Here is a 24223-nt window from a genome sequence, read left to right as displayed (position 1 = left end):
GGTTCGCTAGTATTAATTCTGAAGTGGTATTTCTTTTCCGCCTATGTAGTTTTTCAAAAGTATATGACTAATATTCACATTTTTACCGCCTAGTATTTTCATATCCGTCGGAACACTTGTTAAAGCATTTGTATTGTGACAGCTGAAACATTCGTTTTGAGATCTTACTTTCTGCGTAAAGGTTTCAATCGTAGCATTTGACAACTTCAACGAGCCTGTAACCATACTTGGATCTACATTTGGGTTCCAATCAGGTTTTAAAGATCCTTTTGAAGTATTGAACCAAATGGCGCCTACTTCAAAATAATTTTTCCAAACTGAAGCTGAAGGAAGTTGGGATTTTACACTTTTATTTAAATGGGTTATATTTTCTTGGTTGGTTGTACTTCCGCCTCCATTTACATACTGTCGTGCTACTTGTGTGATCGGTGCTAACAGTTGTTTTTCTTGATTGGAAAATTTTAAGGTAGTTGCATTATCTGCGTTGGTTTTTCGTGCCGGTGTGCTTGCCGCATAAAACATCCAATCGGCAACGGAAACTGCTGCATCAGGATTTTGATTTTCAGCAAAGTCTGGCGCATTGTCGTCAAACTCAAAAGTCGCCCAGATAAACTCAGGATGTCCTTCCACAACAACAGACACATGGAGCGCAACCAAAGCAACCTCTACATCTTTTTCAACATTAGGGTTGTTCTTATCTATTCTTGGTAACCCATCTACTAAGTCTAATAATTCGATATCAGCTTTTTTTGTATAAAGCTTGCTAACGTCTTCATTAGGTTGGACAATCTTCCAGCTTGTTTTAAGCGCTATAGAACCTACAGGAAAGTTTGTGTTAGGATCAAAGTTTAAAAGCACCTCTGGATCGTACAGTTGATTGTCTAATACAAAATCTCGATATACATCATTGATAATTATACTACTATACACGGCTCTTCCATTTTGATCTACAAGCATTCCTTTCGACAATGCCTGTTCTACAATATCTAAGACATGATAGGTGTCATCTTTAAATTCTGGATAAATCGCCTTGTTGGTATACATTGTTTCAAAGCGTAATTCTCCGTTTACTTCTTCCGTTAGCCAAAGGAAATAATTCCATGAAACTAGATGGAAATCACAATTTGTAACATCTCCCTGCGGAAACACATTTGGATTCGGTGTTGGAACAGCTCCATTAAACCATGCTACGGGAGCAGCACACAAGGTGTCATTCGTTTGAACAAGTACCGTTTCAGAAGTTATTTGCCCATTACTCTTTTTTGGGGTCTCTTTACAAGCTACCAGCATCAGTATCAAAACGAGCCAATAACTTAATTTTCTTATTTTTTTCATAATTGTTGCGTTATATAATTAATAGTTGAAAGCGTATTTAGAATTGCTGAAACAGCAAAAAATAAATTTGGGGAAGGGATTGAATCAAATGTACAACAAACTGAAATACAATCTATTACGTATAAATACGTAGTTTTCAGAGAATCTGAAGTTTAAATAAAAGACAGGGACTGTTTTAGGATAGAATAAAACTAATTTAATAAGAAAGACACGCTTTATAAAAGCGCGTCAGTTTTAAGAGAAGAAATTCTCAAAATGTGATTATTTAAAACGTAAGCCTATAAATTAGAGAGGAAACAAAGAAGGCTAGAATTAAAAAGAAGTTGATTTTAAAAGACTTAATTATTAAACAAATCTTTTTTAACGGTCACATAGTAACTATCACTCACCGGTATTTTATGATCCAATAGTAAGAGCTCTCTGTTTTTCAATCCTGTTACTTTTTCTTTGTTTACTATATACGATCGGTGAACTCTCACAAATAGATTTGGTAGTGAAAGCTCTAATGCGCGTAACGATTGGTTTGCCATTATCTTTTTATTATTTTCAAGATAGTAGACTACATATTCACTACTACTTTCAATATATACAATATCCTGATACATAACTTTGTGTAAGTCGTAACCAGATTTAATGACTAAAAAACCTTCTTCTAATTTTTCTTGCTTCGGAAACTTTTCTACTGCGCTCAAAAACCGTTTAAAATTGATTGGCTTTACCAAATAATCTAGCGCGTTCAATTCGTACCCTTGAAGGGCATATTCAGAATAAGCGGTTGTGAAAACAATTCGAGTATCGGTAGCTTTTATGAGTTCTGCGAATTCAGTTCCTTTAATATCTGGCATCTGAATGTCTAAAAATAACAAATCTATTTTTTCGCTTTTCAAAACTGTTAATGCATCCAAGGCACTTTCAAAAGTACCAACACATTCTAAAAAATTCACTTTTTGAATGTATGCTTTGATAAGCTCTCTTGCTAATTCTTCATCGTCTACAACTACACATTTTAAATTACGCATCTAGTAAAATTTTTAATTCTATTTTAAAAGTAGTCAAACTTTCAATAGTAAGTTCGTGTTTATTAGGATAGGTAATCTCTAAGCGCTTTTTAGCATTTTGTAATCCGATGCCACTAGCGCCATCTTTTACAATGGTCTCTTTTGGCAAGCTATTTTCTACTTTTAATGAGATGTCATTTTTAGTAGATTGCAACGCTATATTTACAAAAGCATCTCCCCCTTTTTCTATCCCGCTATGCTTAAATGCATTTTCAATAAAAGTAATAAAAAGCATTGGAGCTACTGCTACGGAAGAGTTTTCAATTTGATTTGTAAATGTTATATTGAATCCTTTGCTACTTCTTAATTTAAAAAGGTCTATGAAATTTTCTATATAATTAATTTCTTTTTCAATTGGCACTTTCGGGTTTTCACAATCGTAGATAACATAACGTAGCATTTCAGAAAGAGAATGAATACTCTCTGGTGTTCTTTCAGAATTTGAAATAGACAAGGCGTAAATATTGTTTAAGGAATTAAATAGAAAATGAGGATTGATTTGCATTTTCAGAAATTTAAGTTCACTTTCAATCAAGGCTGTTTTTTGCATTTCTAATAATGCTTCCTTTTTCTGACTATCAATAAAAGTCATTACCAGCGTGCTAATAATATAGGCAACTGAAAGAAGTAACGCATGAATTGAAAATGGAGAGGGTGGCTTTGGACCTCTATTCATTCGTGGAAAACCTCCAGGCGGATTCATACTAAAAATTGACGATGACACATATGCACAACCCACAATTAAGACAACAGATATGATACTGAAAAGCAAGTATTTCTTTGTAAACAACCATTTTTCAGCTATGTAATATGACACTAAAAGAATGAGAAAGATCTGAAATAAAAAAGCTGCCCAGTTTTCAGACAAAAACCTTTCAAAACTTCGTTCGTTAAGTCCGATAACCAACCACACTGTTAGCCATAAAACAAGTTGTACTAAAACTATTATTCGTTTACTCATGGTACAAATAAAACACATTTTTTTCTCTTTGTAGGCTGTAATAGCCCTATTTACCGCTCGTAAACTGACGTTTCACAGAACAGATGCCTTTATTCGCTTAAAAAATGAAGACACCTACTTAATTCGCCTATTTATAATTAAACGAAGTACCACCTTTGTACTATTAAAGTTTAATTTTAAAACGCATCAAAATGAAAAATATAAGCTTAAAAAGAGGTATTGTAACCATGGTTATTGCGTTGGCTTTTACAAGCTATGCAAGTGCACAATCTGAAAAAGGACAACCAAAAACCCCGCCTTCAGCTGAAGAACTACTAAAACAGATGGACAAAGATGAAGATGGATTACTTTCAAAAGAAGAAATAAAAGGTCCTCTAAAAGATGATTTTGATAAAGTTGACAGTAATGAAGATGGGTTTCTTTCAAAAGAAGAATTAGAAAAAGCTCCAAAACCAAAAGGAAATAAACCTCCTAAAAGAGAGCATTAATTGCAACTCCAAACATCTATCTGAGCATTTGGCGTTTCAGAAAAAAAAGGGACTCATATAGAAGTCCTTTTTTGTTTTTTAAACTGAATTATTAGTTGACAATCATTTTTTTAATTACTGAAATGTCACTAGACAGTATCGTAATAAAATAAAGTCCTGCAGTATACCCTTCAATATTTAAAGTTACCTTGGAAGTACTTTCCAACTCTTGATTAGAAATTCTCTGAACTATTTGCCCCATGCTATTTGAAACTTCTATTGAAACCTTGGAAGTAATTTGATTATGTAAACTTACAAACACAACATCTTTTGCTGGATTTGGGTAAATAGAAACAAAAGGTGCAATACTTTCTTCTGAAATTCCCAACGGACCTCCAATTAATGTGATAGAACCATCTGCTTCAAAAGGGTCTGCCCACTTTTCGTTGGTATAAATATCTGAACCTGTTAGTGTTTTCAGAAAGGCTACAACTTCATGTTTTTCGTCTTCGGTCAAATTAAGCTGCTGTGGTTGTCCGTTAAGATCTGTTAACCGACCGTCCAGAGTAGTATTTTCAGGGTTATTAGGAATATGATTGTAATGATTTACCACATCCAAAAGGCTGTTAAAACTTCCGTCGTGCATTAGAGGACTATTTAAAATACCGTCTGGATTTACAAGATCTCTAAGAGAGGGCGGATTCACATTCGTTAAATCAATCACACCGGGCATTCCAGCGACAGTAATCACCCCGTTATTTTGAGTGTGTGAAGCGATGGTAAATTCTGGAGGAATATGACAATCAGCACATCCAATACTGTTTACGAATAAGTCTTTACCCCTATTCTCTTGTACTGTAAAATTTGGAAAAGGCTCTCCCAAATGGGTTACTTGAGGCATCCCTTCATCAAACCGAGAATCGAAAGATTGCATGCTTCTTATAAATTGAGCTAAGGCCAATTGCATACGATTCTCTGTTATTTCTGAATCGCCAAAAGCAAACTCAAAAAGAGGGCTGTAATAGTCTATGCTTTCCAAATGACTTATAAGATCGGCTAAATTGGGATTTCCATTAGTACCACTAAACCCCATTTCTATAGGATCTTGTATGGGCTGGGTTACTTGAGCTTCTAGGCTTTCAGCACGCTCATCCCAAAAATAATGGTCCTCGCGTGAAAACCTTGAGTTTACAAGCCGCATAGAATGTCTTCCGGTAAGTCCGTTCACACCAATACTCTGAACGTTCGGATCACCAAATGCGTGCGCTTGAATGTGACAGCTAGCACATGCAATCGTACCATCGGTAGAAAGATTTTTGTCATAAAAGAGAACGCGCCCTAAAGTTGCTGCTTTATCATCTATGATGTTACTATTCGTATTATCAATAGTAATGTAGTCGGGAATGTCTTGATTGGCGTAATTAAACAAGTTGTCCAAATCTATGGTCGCACTTATGAATATAAATCCAAAAGCGAATAGTAGTAAAAAACGTACTAAATTATTTTTCATGAAATTGTTATCGACAATACTATAGTTATATCTAAGTCACTTTTTAAATGTCGTGGATACATTCTACAAATAGAGCCTCAAGATACTAATTTTAAAAACTCTAAAAAATTAAGTGATTCTAAACCCTTTTATAAACTACTTGTTTCTTTGAAGCGCATTGCAAAAGCATTTGAAATGTGAACATAGGCTCTATCTAAAGGATTTTGTCTCCTTTTATTTATCAACCACTAGGTTCTGGCGATAATAAACTTTCATCAGTTTTCTGTTGTTTCGAATTAAAGACTGTTTGTTTATGAAAATTCTTTGAAACAACTTTTAATGCATTTGTACCTCTAGTAGGAAAGAAGAATACCAGTATTATGCTAAAAAACCACTTGAGAAACTCAAATAACCCTAAAACCATTCTGGGCAATGCTAATGCCGCCCCAATTATTATACTAGTTTTAAAAATTATATTTTCCATTCCTAATCGTTTAATATTCAATTTTATCTTATGTTATATCAAGTACTGAAATCTCCCATTTAAAAAAAAGGACATCAATATTCCTACTACTTAAACTAGGTTTAAATTCTACCTAGACACCACCAGAACCAGCAAAAAAGTCTTTACTTTATGTATAGTTTGACCCAACATATAATATAAACGTGAAGAGGGTTTTATTGTTACTACTTTTCTTTGTTGATAATCAGTATGGTGAAGCAAAAATACAAGCTATAAACTAACTTTGTTTTCAAATCAACATCTCGATATCCACTGGTAGTTAACAATATATTTATTGATAAATCCCTTAATGGTCCTAAATGACACCAAATAGAAAAACCCTATACAATTAAGTATAGGGTTTTCTTTTAAAGCCGTGTAAGTTACTAATATTCGTTTAGCGTAATTTACAAAAGCGCGTCAATTTTAGTTTTCTACTAACCCAACCACCCATCACGGTCCAAACTTCTGTACTGAATGGCTTCGGAAATGTGATTGCCGTTAATCACCTCGGAAGCATCCAAATCGGCAATAGTACGTGCTACTTTTAAAATACGATCGTAGGCCCTAGCTGAAAGATTTAAACGTTCCATCGCATTTTTCAGAAGTAACAATGACGCCTCATCTAACTTGCAATACTGCCTAATTTGCTTCACACCCATTTGCGCGTTGTAATGAATGTTTTCAAACTGTAAAAATCGCTCGGACTGAAGCATTCTTGCGTTAGTAACACGCTCTCTAATAACAGTACTCGCTTCTCCTTTGCGCTCTTCACTTAACTTTTCGAAAGGAACAGGCGTCACTTCTATATGAATATCAATGCGATCTAACAACGGGCCTGAAATTTTACTTAAATACCGCTGCATTTCTGCCGGGGAAGAACTTACAGGCGCGTCAGGATCGTTAAAATAGCCTCCTGGACTCGGATTCATACTTGCCACCAACATAAAACTGGAAGGATAAGTTACCGTAAATTTTGCGCGTGAAATGGTGACATCTCGATCTTCTAAAGGTTGCCGTAATACCTCTAACACACCGCGTTTAAATTCGGGCAATTCATCTAAAAATAAAACTCCGTTATGTGCTAATGAAATCTCTCCAGGTTGCGGATACGTTCCGCCGCCAACGAGGGCGACATCAGTCATTGTATTAAATGTGGAGGTCAGTTTTATTGATATAAATGTATTTTAAGGATACTTCATTCTAAAAAACTCAAAAAAAATATCGTTCTATACTTATTAATTTAAATAGGCATCCTATAAAATAAGAGACCCCTCAATTAAGAAGGGTCTCACAAACAAAATTATTAAATTAAAACAAAATTATGAACCAATTTTTAGTAGTTTCCTACTTATCACGAGTGGATTTCCACTTAGTGTGAGCATCGTCTATATTGGCAATAGATATTAAAATAGTACCTAAAGCCGCTAAAACTAAACCCCCAAATCTGATTGTTCCCATTTTTAATTAATTTAAAGTTAAATAGCAATCTACGAACTTTAAATATTACTACCAACTTTTTCTAAACTTCGAAATCATCACTGTAGTTGTGAAGGTTAAAAGTATCTGTTCCATCTTCAGAATTGTTTTTAATATGAAAACTTTTTAGTTTAACTCTTATTGGACAGACTATTCTAATACAGAAAATTTCCAACCAAATAAACCTCAAATTCCAATTTTTCGAAAATGATTGGTATATTTGTATTGAATAATACCAAAGACGGCAATTCTAAACGTGAGAAAAGTGTGTTTTAATTTCTGTTTTTCAAACTTTTTCTAAACTAAAAAGCTACAATATGAAAAATTTTAGTAATAATACTGAACCTAATGAATTAGAAGAACAATTTAATAAGGAAAATGAAGAACATGATGACCGATGTGGTTGTGGTGAAAACGCTAGAGATTGCGAAAGAACCAGTCCAAATTAAGTAGTTATTTTTGATGAATTAACCTCAAATCAAATCAGCCGGTAAGTCCTATTATAAGACTTCATAATCCTTTTTGTCGGCAGCCTCAGCGAAATCACTAGTTTTTAAAAAAAGTTCGATGAACGGCTTTTAAGGCTATCGCTGATAAATTAAATAAACTTCAATACTGTACTACCCTAAATTGAGTAATATTGAAATTATGGTTTCTTCTCTGTTTTGAATTATGTTTTCGTTTAATTCAGTTGAATGTTGTTCTGTTAAACCTAGTTCTAATGAATCCGAATAATCTACACCTTGATTGATTAATTCTTGAATAAGTATATCTTTTTTTATTGATTCAATTCTATTTGGGACTCCAATAACTGTTTCACATTCTTTTGTGTAATATTCATTACGAATATTTTTAATTCTCACTATTCTCATATTGTTTTGTTTATTAATTTAAGTCTTATAGAAGTAAATAATAATAAAGTTTAATAAAATACGAACAATTTTATTTGAGTGTGTTTTGAATTGGAATTATTCCATACTTTTGGATTATTTCCAAGTTATGATATACGCTGAATATTTTAGTTTACAAGTTAAGAGTTTTGGAATACCAAAGTTAAGTGTTGACCAATATAAACGTATGATGAATATAATCCATATTGAAGGTATTATTCTTGGTATGCGTGAATCTAATGAACCAAACAAGTATTACACCCAACGTTACAGACATACCAAATCGTTTAATGAATTAACTAAAAGATTACCACCAGAATTATTATATTCGGAAATGATTAAACTATCTGAATCATTCTATAAATAGATTATGTGTTACGAAACAACACTCACTAAAGCTAAAGAACAAATTGAAGATTACTCACAAGCTAGTTTTCAAATACCACTTGAATTTAAACCGTACTATCATTTAAATGGTTTCTCCTACCCTAACTTACAAATTATAAAGATTGATGAACCTAATGCAATTTATCCTGCTTCTTGGGGTGTTGTTCCCCAATGGGGTGTTAAAGATATTGATGGGTTTAGAAAAAAATACAATACGCTTAATACTAAAAGTGAAACCTTATTTGATGGAGTTTCAAAAGACTTAACCAGTAATAGATGTTTAATTATTGCTGATGGTTTTTTTGAACCGCATAAATCAAACGGTGTAAGCATCCCACAATTTTGTTATATACCTTCAACTGAATATAATGATGGAAGGGATTTATTTTGTTTTGGTGGTATCTATTCTGAAATAGATAAAACTGCCAATGCTTATAGTTGCTCTATTCTTACAATGGAAGCAAATAATTTCTTTTCAGAAGTTCATAATGTGAAGAAAAGAATGCCTTTAGTATTGGATGAAGAATTACATAATGAATGGTTTAACGAGCATTTAAGCAATGATAATTTAAAAGAGTTAATGAAGCATAGCTTTACATCTAAAACGTTTAATTCTCACGCTGTAAGCAGGGATTTATATAAACGAGGGATTAACACAAACAAAGAATATATTCTTCAACCAATTCAAAAAGATACTTTATTCTAAAATAAACTACTAAAACAAAGAAAATAGAACGTAAAATTTAGGTTAACATTCAATTTTACGTTCTATTTTTTAAAAAATTGAGGTGTTATTTTGTTGAAAAATATTTCTGAAATAAGTTCGTAAAAAGTCTGTTTAAGTACTGTGGAATGGAAGAATTTAAAGCTTTTAAACGTAAATTTTTAAAATTGTTCATAAGGCATCAAATTATGTTATAACCCCTTTATTTTCAGTATCTAACAAGAATTGTTTAACAAGAAGTTAAGAACAGTTTAAGATGTTGAATGTTGAAAACTTTGTTGAAAACCGAACACCATTTTTTTGTCTAGTAGTCAAGTATATAGGTATCTTTGGAAAACAGAAACGGCTACCTTTTCAGATAGCCATTTATTAAGGTTGATTCTTCATTAAGAATCGTAAATGAAATGAAGTAACAATTGAATATTACTTCCAACTTAAAACCACATTAGAGTTATTAAGTTGCTCATTGAATTAAAGAGGGTGTTCGTAGCATCCTCTTTTTTTATTATAATTGTTTCTAGTTGTTCAACAATGTTCGTAAATGTTCCCCAATGTTCACAACAAATATAGTATGATTTTTCCCTTAAGTAAAAATCTAAGGTATTTATTTATACACACATTATGCACATACTATACACGAACTTAATAGTAAAGCTTCACCAAATCTTCATTAAGGTACTAGTAATGTAGAACTAAAGGATTTTTAAGGAGTTCATAATTATCAACAAAAAACCCCTAGAATAAATTCTAAGGGTTTAAGTAACTGGGAGTTGACACAGCTAATATAATAAAAATAATTTAAAATGTTACTGATGTTTCAATAACACTTACATTACTTGAAACTCTATTGATTTCATCAAGTGTACCACCGTTAGTAAATCTAACACCACCACCAGCGTCATTAATAAAAAAATAATGATGTTATGACTTATTATAAGCTCGAAATAAACAATTTCTATCAGCATAAAATAGACTAATAACTAACTTAATGTAAATGACATTAGATATAAGAGCTTTATCAAATTCACTAATAGCTTTAATATTAAGAATAGTATTAGTTAAGCATTTACCATCTAATATTTTTATAATCTTCAATTTCTTTAAATTTTCTATTTCTCTCCAAGTATCAAAGTCGATTAAATTGATTAATTCAGGCGTTACCAATCATCCTCTGTATTTTTCTTGCTCAGATAATCGTAATGACTTAAAAATACATCATTTACAATTTTAACAGGCTGATTCAACAAAAGAACAACTTCTTTTTTTTTTGTCAATCTTAAGTCCTCATCCCCGTCATTTATTTCTTTTTTTCTTTTAATAATACTTGGTATCCATTTATCTAATACTGACATGTAATTGTAAACCTCAATTGGCTCAAATTTATACCTCCCATTTTTGAAGCTTAATACAATTATGTATTTGGAATCATCACAAACACCTAGAAAGCAATACGATTTTGGAATTATGCTTTCAATTCTTAATTTATTATTTTCAATTGACATCTTTATAACTTCATCGGGTTGCTTATAGGTTTCTTTTACCCAACGAATTGATTTGTTATAAAGTTCTTCAGCAGAAAGGCTATCTATTTTTACTATAAGGTAATCTTGCATTTTCAAATCTTTTTGTTGCTCAAACACTTCATTTTGAGAATAAATTGTATTATAAATGATTGATAAGAATAATAGAATAATGTTTCTTGACATAATTAAAAGCTTTGAAATAAGAATTATTAAATTGGTTGCTAATTAAGTTATTTTCTACCACATAATTTTTTAAAATCATCTCTAACATCTTCAAAACTTGGAGCTCCAATTGCAGATATTTTTTTATATGAATCAATTCCGTTGTCCGTAGCCATTGCACTCCAAAAATACTGTTCAACCTTTTCTGAACTAACTTGTTCATTTAATCTTTTTCAAGTAAAATCGACTTTCTTTTTTATTGTAGAATCAGCTTTAGGATTACTTTCAGTAGGAGTTAAAACCCTTTGTTCTAAAAAATTTAGTAATTCTTGTTTTGTCGCATTCATATAATTTGTATTTAATATCAGTCTAGGTTTTCAATAATATTTATTTTGGCTAATACCCTACTTAATTCACTTAAATTTAAACCAACAAAATTAAGAACAAGAATTAATAAATTCTAATCTATCGTTAATTCTTTTGGCTTGAATTACAGAGAGTACCATTATATCCAAAGTGCTCATATCTATACATGGCTACTTTTATAGTCATATCTTTTACATCCAAAAGATAGTCGGTTTATTGATTTTTAAACATAAAATTATTCAACCTTCTTTCCACACTAATTTTATTACATTTCTACTTTATAGACTTTATTCCAACATGTTTTTCATAAATTTTACTTAGTTATTGCATTCAATGTTCACCCCTCTCTTATTCTCTTTTATACTGTGGGATTTGTATATTGCATTTTTTAAAAAAATAATTATGTACCATGTTAGCAATTTACACTCGATTAAGTAGAGAGGACGAGGATTCAAATTCTATTGAGAATCAAACCAGAGAAGGCAAAAATTTTGCTTCATCAAATGGTTATACAGACTTCGAAATATACAATGAAGGGGAAGGGATTTCTGGTGCTGCTGAAATTTATCTACGCCCTCAATTTGAGAGAATGATTAACGATATGAAATCTGGGAAAATTAAAGTTATTTACGCCAGAAAGCAGGAAAGGCTTGAACGTAACACAAGAACTTGGGGGGAATTTTTATCTATAGTTTTTGAAAAAGACATTAAAGTATACTATTCGGGTAATTTACAAGACCTAAACACAGCAGAAGGAATTATGCTTGCCAATATTGTAAGTTCATTTAACACTTACACCATTGATAAACAATCTTACCTAACCAAAAAATCACTGCTTGATAATATAAAGGAAGGTAAATCACATGGTATATTAGCATATGGTTATACCAAAGATGAGAAAGGTCTTATGATAATTGAGGAAGAAGAAGCTAATACTATTAAATCTATGTATGAACTACACAGTGATGGCGTTGGTTCTAAAAGAATTGCTGAAAAACTTAATCATGATAAAATTAAAACTAGATATGCAAAATTAAGTGGTATTAGAACATATAAAAACAAACATAATGATATTATTATTAAAAATAAAAGTGAAATAAAATGGACTGATAAACAAGTTCAGGATATTCTTAAAAACCCCCTTTATAAAGGAATAAGAATTTGGAAAGGTGAAAATTATAAAGCTCCAAGAATAGTTTCAGATGACTTATGGGATGCATCAATGAGTGCATTTATAAGCAATAAAAACAATCGAGGAAAAAAAGTGTTTCATAAATATCTTTTGAAAAATTTAATTACTTGTGGTGTTTGCGGTCGAAATATATATGGTAGAAGTAGAAAAGACAAGTCTGACCATTTCTACATGTGTAGTTCAAAACGATTTAAATTATCAGATAGAGACTGTGATACAAAAACATCCCGAAGTGCCAATATTGATGGATTAGACAATTTCGTTATAGGTATAATGAGAAGAGAACAAGGAGGTATGAATACTCTTGAAAATTATTTTAAAAGCAGGGACATTAAATCTGATATTGATATTATAAAGAATGATATTGAAAAAAACTATGAAAAATTGTCTAAAGAAAAAAAACGTTTAAATATTGCAACAAACGCACGCTTAGATGAAGAATTTTCTAAAGAAGAATTCTCTGATATAAAAAAAAGGTTAGATAATAAAATTCAAGAAATACAAGAAGATATCAAAATCAAATCAAAAAATCTAATAGAACAAGAAAAAACAAATCAGGTTTACACGAATAGTAAAAATTTGAATTGGAGTTATTCAGACCTTGAAACATTAGATTTTAACACACAAAGGAAATTGATTCATCAATCTATTGAACGAATATATATGTATTTTGATTTTGAGAATAAAAAATATAGAATAGGATTTAAATGGCATGCTATACCAGAAATTCAGTATTTTGTAGCTTCAGTTAAAAAAAGCGGACATTTAAGTTTTGAAGGAAGTGCGGGTTCTATAAAATCTACAAATAAATTAGAAGAAATAAAAGAAAACTTAAAATCTAACAAAAATTTCGAAGTTTTATACAAAACATCTTTTGCTATTTTCACACCTGACCCTGTTATGTATGATACATTTTAAAATTAAAAAAATAAAGCTTTAAAAAACTATTCACCTATTATAAATTTTCACAATGATTTAAATCTAGTGTTTTCAACTAAGAAGCTCTTATTAACTTAGCTACTTTCTGAACAGTAGGTAAAGATATGTCGTTAAGTTTTGCTGTTTTTCTTTGGGAAATACCTTCATTTAGATGTTTTACCACTTTTTTATAACGATTTAATACCGTTTTATCATCTTCAGTTGAACCAGTTACTCTTCCTTTGTACCTTCCCTCAGCTTTTGCTATTAATATTCCTTGTCTCTGACGTTCTAGAAGTGTGTCTCTTTCCATTTCAGCTACATTTGAAAGTACCGAACAAATCATTTTAAATGCCGAATTAGGTTTGTCTTTAATTAATGATTCTATTCCAATATTCTCAACCTTAACAATACATCTAGATTTTTCCATCTTATCTAAAGTTGTTAAAATATCTAATACATTCCGTCCAAGTCTATCGATAGCATCAACATATATATAATTAATTTTGTTTTTTTTCACATCTTCTAACAATTCTCTTGCCTTGTCTCTTTTATGAAATGGAATTGAGCCACTGCATATATCTATATATAATATCTCATCTAGATGATTTGCTAATAATTGTCTTTTTATATTCTGGGAAGCTGAACTGATTCTAATATACCGTGCTTTTTTCATAGTGATTAATTAATATTAAAGATATAGTTTTCAAAACTAATGACCAAAATTTAGGGTGGTTATAATTTATACACTTTTACTCAGCTAAAATCATTAAAACAACGTTCTGAATTTGACTAACGGTTAGAGTATACTCTAAAAAATATACACTACTTCAACAGTTTTGTTAGAAATCCTTGAATTGCTCCCTTATGTGAAATTTCAATATTATAGATTTTAAATACTAACATCTAGACTATATATAATATATAGCTATTATAGCCAAATTTGTCCTTTTCCTTTTCTATTTAATAATATAGAAGAGACAAAAAGGACAAATTTGGTAATAACTATGAATATCTATTTTAAACTAAATTAATTAAGTTCTACTGGAACTTTTGAGAAAACAGTATAATTCTTACATTTCTTATAATGCTTTCTAAATATCCCATAATCTGTAAAATCATTAGTACCAATCATTTTAATAAGAGCACCAACTTCATTTAATTTTTCATGAAGTTCTTTAATATTCCTTCCTAAATAAATCTTACCTGTATTATTATATATAATAGCCGCTATATTTTTACCTCTAAACCTACCTTCTATCTCAGATAAATATTTTTTAATTTCTTTATCAAATTTTTGTCTTACAACTAATACATCATTTAAATCTATATTACAAAGGTTATTGTCTGAAATTAAAAAATAGTCTTTAACTTCTTCGAAATCAAATTTTATATGTAAGTTCAACCTTTCCTTTGAAAACTTATCATTAAGTTCTTTTAAGAGTCTTTCAAATGAATCTTCATTTTCAAGAGTATTGTACTTTAAATTAAATAATCCCATATTTATTAAAGCATTATCAATATCATTTTCACGTTCCTTAGTCACTTCAACATCACAATAATTAGAGTCATTAGATAATATTAATTTTTTAATCAATTTAAATTCACCCTTTTTAGTACGTTCTTTCTTCCATAGTTTATCAAATGAATTTTCCACTCTTTCTAATAGATGTTCTTTAAAGAATTGTTGAAACTTATAATTATTTAATATTTTAGTATTAATAACACTGTTGATACTGATTTTATCTAATAGATGTTCATCAAAGTGTGATATAATTTCATTTACAATACTTCTATTAATAATATCAAGTGTAATCTTATTAATCTCATTATTAATTTTTCCCATCTTAGAATCAACAATTTTAGTGATTAGAGACTCATTTTGAATACAATCATAAGTTTTAATATAATCTAACATACTTCTATCTATAACTCTCTTACCACTGCCCTGAATAATAAAATTTAGAACCTTTTTTAAATCCCCAATATCTTTATAGTACCAGGAAAGTTTGTTGTAATAACGTTGAATTTTCTGAACTAAATTATTGAAAGTAGCATGATAATTAGCCTTATAGATTCGTAATTGTGAATCATCCTGCTTAAGTGGATATGGAATTAAATTAAAATCAGGCTTAACAATACCAGAGGTCGATTGGTTTTCATTGATAACCTTAATTTTTTTGCCAACACCTAAATCTAAAAAAGATTTTAAAACGTTAATTATAAAATCATTGGTATCATTTATATTATCAGCACCTTTATCTTTTACATTATCAGAATTTAAAAAATAATTTATTTTACAATCATTTTTTTTAGCCATTTTAATAAATGCATTCAACTTTTTTTGTGATGGAATTAAAGACTTTTCTAATTCTTCAGTTGCTATAGCAACTTCTGAAATTTCTTTTGATTGACTCTCTGGTAGACCTGAGTTTGAATCATACTCTATACCTTCTCTCTCGGCAATATCATTATAATTAAAACCTTTTGTTTGGCTTCTATTATATTTAAATTTATCAAAAATTTGATATGCATCTAGTTCTTTTTTATTTATGTTAAAGAGACCATCTTTTGTCAAATGAGCGAAACAATGAATCGTTGTATTTCGGTTCCTATTTCTAAAATACAATTGTGTTGCTCCATGAGCTGAATCATGTCCTTCTTTTGTACTGTAATTAAATATAACACTCAAACCGTTTTCAACACCCTTTTGAATGTTCAAACCTACATTAAGAATTGAAGTAGTATAAAGTATATCAACATCAATTGATTCTTTTTGCACAAGGTTTTTATAAGATTTTAAATCCATGCTACTACTAGTTATTTCAGAGCGTTTTGGGGACTCTAATACATTATTTTCACAATACTGTTCCAAATTTTTCCAGTGTTCTCTTATTTTTTCTATGTTCTCACAAAAAACGATAACCTTTTTACCTTGACTTATATCAAATAATATAGTTTTAAAAATCTGGTTTTCCTTTTTCCGCTTATCAGTACTAATAAAATCATGAACATTAACTTCTGGATTAATAATATAAGATTTTTCAATATTGATAAAATAAAAGCTCTCTTTGTAATACTCTGACATAGATACTACTTCACTAGATGGAGTAGCGGAAAGAAAAATAAATTTAGTAGCAACAAAATCAGCATTGATGCTTTCCATTTTACAGAATATTTTTCTAATTATATCATATCTAAAACTATCTGAAGAAATAAGGTGTGCCTCATCAAAAACAATGTAATCATACTTATTCAAAATATTGTTATTTGGCAAATTAGCCATCTGGTCATAGGTAGTTATGCAGGATATTAAATTGCCATCCCCATCTAACAAGCTATGGTAATCTTTACCTACAGACTTAATATAAGTCACATCATTAGACACATTCATATGTGAATCACCTGTAGATGCTATTATTTGAATTCCTTTATAAGAATTACTTTGTTGAGATACTATTAATTTTCGTGGACTAACAAATAATATTTTTTTTCCATCATTTACAAGTCCCGAACTTCCGATAAAAACAGAAGTCTTACCAGTCCCACATCCAGAAGCGATATAATTGATTTTTGATGTACATTGATTAATGATAATATCTTTTGTAAGATAATCACTAATATAAAAGGTGTTGCCATCATTGATTAATTTTTCATGAGGACTCTGGAAACCTTTGTAGACATGTTCATTATTGAGTGCTAACGATATAACATCATCATCATAACCTAATAATTCAATTGCTGAAATTTCTTTATAATAGAATCCATTTTCATTTAAACCATATTGATGAAAGATGGAATCTGAATTTATAGCTTCATTAATATCTGTCAATGTATATTTGTATTGCTTATATTCATAATCATATAATTCATCAGAATCATTATTGATAGAATTTACATCAAAATCATATTTTTTATTTATAAAATCTAAAGCTATATCACTATTACCATTAAATTTTAATTGACTTAATAAATGAAATGGACTGTTTCCTTGAATTGAACTTGTAAAACATTTAAACCTATTTGAAGAAAATACAGCAATTGATTTATTATGTTTCCCTTTTTTTTGATATCTCAATATATCCCCATCCTCCGAGCATAATTCATAGTCATCTAATAATAAGTCAGAACATTTTACATTTTTATTATACCTCTTAACTATCGCCAAATAGTCATATTTATTTAAATTAGTATCACCTGAACCTGTTATAAGTGAATAATTCTCATATACGTCATTTTCACAAAACACTTTTTCTTCAACTTTAACTTCAACTTCCTCACTTTCAATGTGAAATTCAACATAATTTTCATTTATACTTATATTTTTATGTTTCATTAATGGATTACCAACATCATGCTGCACCGCAAATGAACGACCTTGTGTAATCCTATTTTGTGCTTCGTCCCATTCGATTTTGATTGGCATTTTCATTTTTGAATTGATGAACTCACAAACACTCTTACCCATTGGGGCATGAAATTGATTAGTATTTACCTTAGATAATTCTGGCACATAGAAATAACCACACATACCCTGTCCACTGGCAGACCGTACTACTATCAGACTTATGGTTTTAAGATATTCAAATACTTTAAAATTCAATTCATTAATTGAACCATCTTCAGTATAGAGTTTTGAGTTCTCTTCTGGTTTAACATCAATATCGAATGCTAGTATTGGTGATGAATCCCCTATCATATTTTTCGTTGGTGAAATACCCCCAAACATTAGCAACTTAGAAAACACTAAACCTTGTGTTTTGAAATTTAATTTATCTGGTAAATGAAATTTTGTACATTCTTCAGTTGGCACCCAATTAGTTTTAAATTCTTCAGCTCTTTTCTGTAATTCTTTATGCCATTCAGCATTCTGAAATGAATTATTATTGATGGCAGTTATAGCTTCATTAAAAGTAAGATGTGCATAGATACCGTCCTTTTCAAAATCCTGAGAGTAACGCCCTTTTCCTTTATTTAGCATGGGATTTTTAATAGAATTAGAGTCAAATTGAGATAACTTATCCAGCTTGTCTAAAGTTGAAGTATCAAATTGATTTTCTAATATATCCCTACCAAAATACAGGGTACGTTTTCTAGTAAATGCATCTTGATTTTTTACTTTAATTTTATTAGAATATCTATAGTGATAGTCAGTGATAATTTTTTTATCCATATCAAAAGGTGTTCTATCTGACCCCTCTCGACTGGATACTTGGAATTTTTTAATTGTTTTTGTTCTTTTAATTGTTTTTGTTCTCATGATTAATTTTTTTAATAAGGTGTCACCATAACCCTTAATTTGATATACTGAAATAAAAAATCTGCTTGAGAAAGAACCCTGACATGAATCAGTTGTACGTCTTTCTAAGCAGATTATTTAAATCTTATTTCCTTTCGGTTTAATATGTTTTTGTTTTATTAATTCTATATAATACCGTACAAGGTAATTTTAGAACTTTATATCATTTTATATATCTAAACATTTAGTTAATGAATTAAATTTTAAAAACCTTGCAGAGAACTTTTACATGAATTCAACAATTTAAGAGGAGTGGTGACTTTTAAAATTGCAAGGTTTTCTTTTTAAAAAATTCTAATTTTACACCAATGATATTAGAAAGAATGCTTTTAGTATATATGTTCTAAATTAAGATAACGATTAAAACTAAATACTGTAACAAGAGTTATCATTTAGCTTAAATTTTTAAATTGAAATTAAGTTTTCTTGGGGTATATAAAAACTAGCAGCAAATTGAAGGTCTCTGATGTTTAGTTTACAAAACTCTTCAAAAGCTTTCCAATACCACCTAGAATTAGTGGACAGTTTATCATAATCTTCAAAACATTTTACATCAAAATATTCGCCATTTTGCCATGGTTCTATACCAGTTAATCCAATTCCTTTTTCCTCTACCCTTTTTAATATAACTTGAAAATCATTTTCGGAAAAGTAATAAATACTAGGAGCATCAAAACCTGTATTAAGGTTTTTTAATCCTTGATATATATGTTTATTCAAATATTCTTCTTTTGTCATAAAATGATGTTTTCTTTTCTAAATAAATATTCCAAAACTTTATCCCAATTTTCCATTCCTTCAGTACCAAAATGGATGTGTTCACCACTAAATTTATCGACACCATTTGCAGTTCTATCATCAATTATATAATCACCAACATTTAGATGCTTATTATGGCTAAGTATTAAATTCTTATACGCCTTAGGAATATACTTTTTAACCCATTTTATTTTGTCAGTCCAAGCACTGTCATTATCCCAAGGACTTGTACTTAAAATATAGACATCAAAATGGTCAATTATCTTATTATAAGATTCAATTGCTTTTGGTATTGGCTCCATTAACGAAAATATGCCATCAATGTCATCCATGTTGTTTTTAAACTCATTTTTTTGCTTTTCAGTTAAGTGTTTAAATGCAGAGACAAAATCAACAAGAACATTATCCATGTCGATATATACGATTTTTTTATTTTTTATTTTTCTCAATAAATTTTGATTTAAGTGTTTTCATAATATAATTAATTAAAAATAATTACTGGTTTAAGATTTTGTTAATTATTAATAAACTTGCTTTTCTATTATAATTGTAACAAAAAAAGCATCCAATTTTGGATGCTTTTTTGAAGTTAACTGAGTAGGTTTGTTAGTAACTTTTCTTGACCTCAAAAAATCGTTTATAAACTCTATCTAATCTACTACTATATTCAGAAATGGTTTTATCTCCCCCAATTTCTCTAAATAAAAAAATGTCTTTCTCAAAAATATAATTGTAATCTAAAAAAGACAAACCATTATTGACAGTATCTATTTTAATTTTTTGGGAAAGTAAATCTTTATTAGTTATTTTTTTTCTCATATATTGATTTGCAATCTCTACCATTTCTACATTAGCAAAATTTTTACTTTCTACATTTCCAGATTTGTCTCTAATAATAGTTTTAACTAAGATGCCCTGAGAATTGAATTCTAAATCAAAAATGTCATAAGTATCTTTAAAAAGATATTTTCCAACCATAAAACCTTCTGGACTGAGTGTAAAAGAAACACCTTCCTTATCTTCAGCATTTTTAAATTTAGTTTTTCCTGTAGCTATACCGTTTTTAAAATTAGTCTCAGCATATTCAGTAGAATAATCACTATACTTTGACCATGTATATTTTTCAAGTCTGTAGTTATAATCCCTTGTTCTCCATGAGCTACTAACTTTCCATATCCCATTAGGCAAACCATTTGAATATGTAAGAGTTGCAGATGTTATTTTTGTTGTATAAGTCCCCACATAATTTGGGTAATCTTTAGTTTTTATATTATATTGGAATGTTCCATCACGTAAACCATCTTTAAAATTTCCAGTTATTAAATTAGTTAAAGTACCATTAGTTCTCTCACTAGTCAATTTTTTTTCATATTTAAAATTTCCATGTTTAACCATTTCTGATGTTTCATTGTCTATATAGTAACTATAAGTCAATTTTCCATCTTCAAAAGTATCAGTAAATACCTTAGGTGCTTTTTGAGCATTAGTAAAAGTTGAGATTAATAAAAAAGTAATAAGTAAAATGTTTTTCATAAAATTTGGGGTTTTGACTATTAAGTTTTCTAAAGCGTAAAGTAATACTTTATTTTTTTTAAGTCATTATGGTTTTCCGTAATCTCAAATTAATTAATACATCATGAGGTTAGCAAAACAAGTTAAAATAAATTCCTTTTTTTAATTTAAAACCAATTAAAAAAGTTCAAGAAAATACTTTATTTTAATATATTTATATACACCTAATATTCAAGGTATTAACCTTCAAAAATATCCTGTTTTAAAATCTCTCGAATGAACGCAGAACTAACTAAATTTTATTCGTGAAAATATTTACTAATGTTATGGCATTGAAAATTTAATGTTCTGTTCTGATGAAATATCTAATAAATATACTTGCAGTTTAATTGAAGTAGCTTTTGACAGTGGAATTACATTAATCGAATGGGAAGAATTAGTATGTGGTTATTTATTTAGAACTCTTCAAGACCCTAGATTTATCATAGAACAAACTAATAAGGCTTCTATATTTTACCAAGAAACTTATGTTTAACACATTTTAAATTATTTAAAAATTGAATTTGAGAGTCAATATCCAAATAGTAATGAGTTATCCCGTGCTATTGAATTATCAATGGAAGGTGCAATTAAATAAATAAATTGATTAGGGATTTTAAATTAAAGGTTAAAGCTAAAGAGACTAAAACAGCAATAGAAAGAAAAGCGATGAGAAAGTGACGATTAGAGTTATTAAATAAATAGGTGTTGTTTTATTTTGAATATCACATATCCATCCTTGTTTGAGATTGCTCTTTCTTATCTAAATCTTTATCGATGCTAGCCTTAAATGAAAGGTAATTGTTGAATAAAAGTATATCCTTTTTAGATTCAATAAGCGAGTTTATACCTTCATATTGGGGTAATTGTTTAAGCATTTCCGTAGGTTCAAAAACTAACACCTTTTTTGAATACCGTTTGGCAAAGTTTACTGTGTGCATTGTACCTGAATTAATTCCCATTTCGACTGGTATAATTACACTTGACAAAGCTGCTTGAATTCTATTACGCTGTACAAAACTTCTTTTACCTCGATTTATATTAAATATATTTTCTGAAACCAATGAACCACCCATATCCAAAATTTCACTAGCTAGACCATAATTTTCTTTTGGATAAATAGAATCTAACGAATGCGGAAGTACTGCTAAATTATAAATATTATTCTTGCAAGAGTGCTTGTGTGCGAAAGTATCTATACCTAAAGCTAAACCCGAAACAACACCAAAACCTTCTTCCTCAAGCCACTTTACAATCTGATTAGTGACTTTTTCAGCATATTTAGAAACATCTCTACTTCCTATCACAGCAGATAATTTTTCTGGAAATTCAACTTTTCCTTTCACGTATAGAATAGGTGGGAAAGTTGAAATATTTTTTAAGGATTTAGGATAATTTTCTGAATAAAATGGAATTGCTTTTATATCGTAATATTTAAGCTTATCAATTGCAGATTTTGTGTCTCTGACTGCAATATTAATTTCTTTTTCACTTATCCTTTTAAACTCATATAATGCACTAAATACCTCATCACGATTTTTTTTATCTTTAAGGCAATTAAGTATAATTTGAATATCATAGTTAGTTAGATATACAAGTAGAATTAGGTCATTTATAGAAAGTTCTATCATAAAAAAGAATCTTTTAAAGAATCCAAAAGTTCACCAGAGGAATCGTTATTTAAAACTCCATGATTTTCAGTATATGTCCCATTTCGTTGAAATGTATAAGTGCTATCATATACGTTTCCAGATAATGTATAATCATAGGTTTTATAAGTAACCTTATATTTACCTAAAGCAATAAAAACTACTTTACTAACTCCTGCATGATTTAAAAGGTGTCGAACGGTTTCACAAGATGTGCCGTGAGTACTGAAATCATCTATTATACAAATACTTTTACCTTCAATTTTGCCTTTATAGTAGGGGTTTAAATGTATAGAATTAAATTGGTTATCACATCCTTGGTTTGCTCTTGTATTAGCCCCTTGATTACTCCTTTTAGGAGAAGGCTTATGTCTTATAAATAAATCCTTGCTCGCTCTAGAACCAAAAGATTTTCTTAAAATTTCTTTTATTGCTAATAATGGCTCATCTGGTAAACCAGTCGAAGTCGGGTAACAAGCCCATAAATAAATATCATCAATCTCAGGAAAAATCCTATAAGCACTTAAAAGACTAAATATTCGAAATGGATTTTGACCTTCATCATGACCATCCTTTAGATGTTTCTTTAAATGATTGCAAATTTGAATTTCTGTAGAATTTGCCATTAATCCAGTCATTGCATTTGTAAGTCCATAAATCTTACAATTATCACTAATATCATAAGAAAAAAACCAAGGCTTTACTATATCAATGTAATGGTCAAAAAAATACTGTAGACGTATATTATCGTGAATAGCAATACCATATTTATCTTTATAAATCCTATCTTCAAAATTATTGATTTGTGCATAAACTGCTGTAAGTAGTATTAGTTTTGTATTTGCTGCGAGAATCATATCATCGTCCTTAGCTCCTAGAATTATAATATCCTCAAATTCAACTCCTAGTTTTTTCGAAATTATCGTAATGAGTTTAGGGCTTTTCCTTAAGCGTTTATAAGGAGAAAGATTTATTGCTGTAAAATTCTTTGGAACGATTTTAAGTTTACTCTCATGATTTGAGATAAGCACAATTTCGTTGTCATCAGAAGCATCTCTAAAACTATTTAATGCATCAATTATTCCATTAAAGAAAGTTTCATTATACCAATCGTAAATTGCATCAGGTGACGTTATTAGTAGTTTCAAGGCTTTTTTTATAAAGATAATAAATTGAAGCGGAGTCTTTGCTTTCTAGCAATTAAAAATAGGCTAATTTGCGAAAAATCAATTAAAATCTTAATGAAGATAGTAAGAGTTAAGAATATTAGGGGAGATTATTACAAATAGAATTTGAAACATCAAGAGGTTTACCGAATAGAATTTAATCTATAAAAAAATCAACTTTTAGTAAGTTTAGGTAATGCTGGTTTTAATTATAAATCTTCTGTAGATATTGGTTTTAATACAATACATGCTTTAGAATTAATGTATTTACAAAATCAGAAACTTAATGACGGTTTTGATAAACAAGAAAATTAAAAAAATGACGTCCAAGGCCTGGGATTTTACT

General features: G+C 29.6%; 19 protein-coding genes and 1 pseudogene. 5 read left to right on the top strand and 15 right to left on the bottom strand.

Annotated elements, in window-relative coordinates:
* Positions 1-12: 12 nt before the first annotated feature.
* The 3 genes from BLQ00_RS12985 to BLQ00_RS12975 all read right to left on the bottom strand — a co-directional run bounded on the left by BLQ00_RS12985 (position 13) and on the right by BLQ00_RS12975 (position 3354).
* On the bottom strand, positions 13-1335 hold the full coding sequence (locus BLQ00_RS12985; protein ID WP_139149413.1) for a hypothetical protein: 1323 nt from the start codon (positions 1333-1335) through the stop codon (positions 13-15).
* 338 nt (positions 1336-1673) lie between these two features.
* Positions 1674-2354 (bottom strand): LytR/AlgR family response regulator transcription factor, encoded by a 681-nt coding sequence (locus tag BLQ00_RS12980; protein WP_093144747.1) that lies wholly within the window; start codon positions 2352-2354, stop codon positions 1674-1676.
* On the bottom strand, positions 2347-3354 hold the full coding sequence (locus tag BLQ00_RS12975) for a sensor histidine kinase (RefSeq protein WP_093144746.1): 1008 nt from the start codon (positions 3352-3354) through the stop codon (positions 2347-2349). The genes BLQ00_RS12980 and BLQ00_RS12975 overlap by 8 nt, the downstream gene beginning before the upstream one ends.
* A 191-nt stretch (positions 3355-3545) precedes the next feature.
* Here BLQ00_RS12975 and BLQ00_RS12970 point away from each other — a divergent pair, with 191 nt between their 5' ends.
* Positions 3546-3842, top strand: coding sequence for an EF-hand domain-containing protein (locus BLQ00_RS12970; protein ID WP_093144745.1), 297 nt, complete (start codon positions 3546-3548; stop codon positions 3840-3842).
* Between the two features lie 91 nt (positions 3843-3933).
* Here the strand turns inward: BLQ00_RS12970 and BLQ00_RS12965 are convergent, their stop codons facing one another.
* The 3 genes and pseudogenes from BLQ00_RS12965 to BLQ00_RS12955 form a co-directional block, all read right to left on the bottom strand.
* Positions 3934-5331 carry a cytochrome c peroxidase gene (locus tag BLQ00_RS12965; RefSeq protein ID WP_175445451.1) on the bottom strand — a complete coding sequence of 466 codons (1398 nt, stop codon included), beginning with the start codon at positions 5329-5331 and terminating at the stop codon, positions 3934-3936.
* 220 nt (positions 5332-5551) lie between these two features.
* Entirely contained in the window at positions 5552-5794 is a 243-nt protein-coding gene (locus tag BLQ00_RS12960) for a hypothetical protein (RefSeq protein WP_093144744.1), read from the bottom strand.
* A gap of 455 nt (positions 5795-6249) precedes the next feature.
* Positions 6250-6960 (bottom strand): annotated as a pseudogene (locus BLQ00_RS12955) (YifB family Mg chelatase-like AAA ATPase); the annotation flags it as partial.
* A gap of 648 nt (positions 6961-7608) precedes the next feature.
* Here BLQ00_RS12955 and BLQ00_RS17875 point away from each other — a divergent pair.
* The gene (locus BLQ00_RS17875; protein WP_262891372.1) at positions 7609-7740 is read left to right on the top strand and encodes a hypothetical protein; all 132 of its coding nucleotides are present in this window, start codon (positions 7609-7611) and stop codon (positions 7738-7740) included.
* A gap of 171 nt (positions 7741-7911) precedes the next feature.
* On the opposite strand, the gene BLQ00_RS12950 is transcribed toward BLQ00_RS17875, so the two are convergent.
* Positions 7912-8163, bottom strand: coding sequence for a hypothetical protein (locus tag BLQ00_RS12950; RefSeq protein WP_093144743.1), 252 nt, complete (start codon positions 8161-8163; stop codon positions 7912-7914).
* 205 nt (positions 8164-8368) lie between these two features.
* Between BLQ00_RS12950 and BLQ00_RS12945 the strand changes: the two genes are divergently transcribed.
* The gene (locus BLQ00_RS12945; protein WP_139149412.1) at positions 8369-8548 is read left to right on the top strand and encodes a hypothetical protein; all 180 of its coding nucleotides are present in this window, start codon (positions 8369-8371) and stop codon (positions 8546-8548) included.
* Positions 8549-8551: 3 nt separating this feature from the next.
* Entirely contained in the window at positions 8552-9274 is a 723-nt protein-coding gene (locus BLQ00_RS12940) for an SOS response-associated peptidase (protein ID WP_093144741.1), read from the top strand.
* A gap of 1175 nt (positions 9275-10449) precedes the next feature.
* Here the strand turns inward: BLQ00_RS12940 and BLQ00_RS12930 are convergent.
* Positions 10450-10998: a DUF4468 domain-containing protein gene (locus BLQ00_RS12930; protein ID WP_093144739.1), complete on the bottom strand. Its 549-nt coding sequence runs from the start codon at positions 10996-10998 to the stop codon at positions 10450-10452.
* Positions 10999-11752: 754 nt separating this feature from the next.
* Between BLQ00_RS12930 and BLQ00_RS12925 the strand changes: the two genes are divergently transcribed.
* Complete coding sequence (locus BLQ00_RS12925) at positions 11753-13453, top strand: recombinase family protein (protein WP_093144738.1); 1701 nt, start codon at positions 11753-11755, stop codon at positions 13451-13453.
* 76 nt (positions 13454-13529) lie between these two features.
* Here BLQ00_RS12925 and BLQ00_RS12920 read toward each other — a convergent pair whose 3' ends face one another.
* The 7 genes from BLQ00_RS12920 to BLQ00_RS12885 form a co-directional block, all read right to left on the bottom strand.
* The gene (locus BLQ00_RS12920) at positions 13530-14129 is read right to left on the bottom strand and encodes a recombinase family protein (RefSeq protein WP_093144737.1); all 600 of its coding nucleotides are present in this window, start codon (positions 14127-14129) and stop codon (positions 13530-13532) included.
* Positions 14130-14483: 354 nt separating this feature from the next.
* Positions 14484-18713: a DEAD/DEAH box helicase family protein gene (locus tag BLQ00_RS12915; protein ID WP_093144736.1), complete on the bottom strand. Its 4230-nt coding sequence runs from the start codon at positions 18711-18713 to the stop codon at positions 14484-14486.
* A gap of 444 nt (positions 18714-19157) precedes the next feature.
* Complete coding sequence (locus BLQ00_RS12910) at positions 19158-19490, bottom strand: hypothetical protein (protein ID WP_093144735.1); 333 nt, start codon at positions 19488-19490, stop codon at positions 19158-19160.
* Entirely contained in the window at positions 19487-19960 is a 474-nt protein-coding gene (locus BLQ00_RS12905; protein WP_229792629.1) for a 5' nucleotidase, NT5C type, read from the bottom strand. Before BLQ00_RS12905 ends, BLQ00_RS12910 begins: the two co-directional genes overlap by 4 nt.
* Before the next feature lie 157 nt (positions 19961-20117).
* Complete coding sequence (locus BLQ00_RS12900; protein WP_093144734.1) at positions 20118-21044, bottom strand: hypothetical protein; 927 nt, start codon at positions 21042-21044, stop codon at positions 20118-20120.
* Between the two features lie 743 nt (positions 21045-21787).
* Entirely contained in the window at positions 21788-22693 is a 906-nt protein-coding gene (locus tag BLQ00_RS12890) for a DNA-processing protein DprA (protein WP_093144732.1), read from the bottom strand.
* On the bottom strand, positions 22690-23859 hold the full coding sequence (locus tag BLQ00_RS12885) for a hypothetical protein (RefSeq protein ID WP_093144731.1): 1170 nt from the start codon (positions 23857-23859) through the stop codon (positions 22690-22692). The genes BLQ00_RS12890 and BLQ00_RS12885 overlap by 4 nt, the downstream gene beginning before the upstream one ends.
* Positions 23860-24223 lie beyond the last annotated feature (364 nt).

Source organism: Ulvibacter litoralis (assembly GCF_900102055.1).
GTDB classification, from domain to species: Bacteria; Bacteroidota; Bacteroidia; order Flavobacteriales; family Flavobacteriaceae; genus Ulvibacter; species Ulvibacter litoralis.
The sequence above is the reverse complement of the archived record's forward strand: the minus strand, read 5'-3'. Positions and strand labels throughout refer to the sequence as shown.

Coding starts and splice junctions, on each gene's coding strand:
- BLQ00_RS12985 (WP_139149413.1), bottom strand. CDS start 1,335: ATGAAAAAAATAAGAAAATTAAGTTATTGGCTCGTTTTGATACTGATG.
- BLQ00_RS12980 (WP_093144747.1), bottom strand. CDS start 2,354: ATGCGTAATTTAAAATGTGTAGTTGTAGACGATGAAGAATTAGCAAGA.
- BLQ00_RS12975 (WP_093144746.1), bottom strand. CDS start 3,354: ATGAGTAAACGAATAATAGTTTTAGTACAACTTGTTTTATGGCTAACA.
- BLQ00_RS12970 (WP_093144745.1), top strand. CDS start 3,546: ATGAAAAATATAAGCTTAAAAAGAGGTATTGTAACCATGGTTATTGCG.
- BLQ00_RS12965 (WP_175445451.1), bottom strand. CDS start 5,331: ATGAAAAATAATTTAGTACGTTTTTTACTACTATTCGCTTTTGGATTT.
- BLQ00_RS12960 (WP_093144744.1), bottom strand. CDS start 5,794: ATGGAAAATATAATTTTTAAAACTAGTATAATAATTGGGGCGGCATTA.
- BLQ00_RS17875 (WP_262891372.1), top strand. CDS start 7,609: ATGAAAAATTTTAGTAATAATACTGAACCTAATGAATTAGAAGAACAA.
- BLQ00_RS12950 (WP_093144743.1), bottom strand. CDS start 8,163: ATGAGAATAGTGAGAATTAAAAATATTCGTAATGAATATTACACAAAA.
- BLQ00_RS12945 (WP_139149412.1), top strand. CDS start 8,369: ATGATGAATATAATCCATATTGAAGGTATTATTCTTGGTATGCGTGAA.
- BLQ00_RS12940 (WP_093144741.1), top strand. CDS start 8,552: ATGTGTTACGAAACAACACTCACTAAAGCTAAAGAACAAATTGAAGAT.
- BLQ00_RS12930 (WP_093144739.1), bottom strand. CDS start 10,998: ATGTCAAGAAACATTATTCTATTATTCTTATCAATCATTTATAATACA.
- BLQ00_RS12925 (WP_093144738.1), top strand. CDS start 11,753: ATGTTAGCAATTTACACTCGATTAAGTAGAGAGGACGAGGATTCAAAT.
- BLQ00_RS12920 (WP_093144737.1), bottom strand. CDS start 14,129: ATGAAAAAAGCACGGTATATTAGAATCAGTTCAGCTTCCCAGAATATA.
- BLQ00_RS12915 (WP_093144736.1), bottom strand. CDS start 18,713: ATGAGAACAAAAACAATTAAAAGAACAAAAACAATTAAAAAATTCCAA.
- BLQ00_RS12910 (WP_093144735.1), bottom strand. CDS start 19,490: ATGACAAAAGAAGAATATTTGAATAAACATATATATCAAGGATTAAAA.
- BLQ00_RS12900 (WP_093144734.1), bottom strand. CDS start 21,044: ATGAAAAACATTTTACTTATTACTTTTTTATTAATCTCAACTTTTACT.
- BLQ00_RS12890 (WP_093144732.1), bottom strand. CDS start 22,693: ATGATAGAACTTTCTATAAATGACCTAATTCTACTTGTATATCTAACT.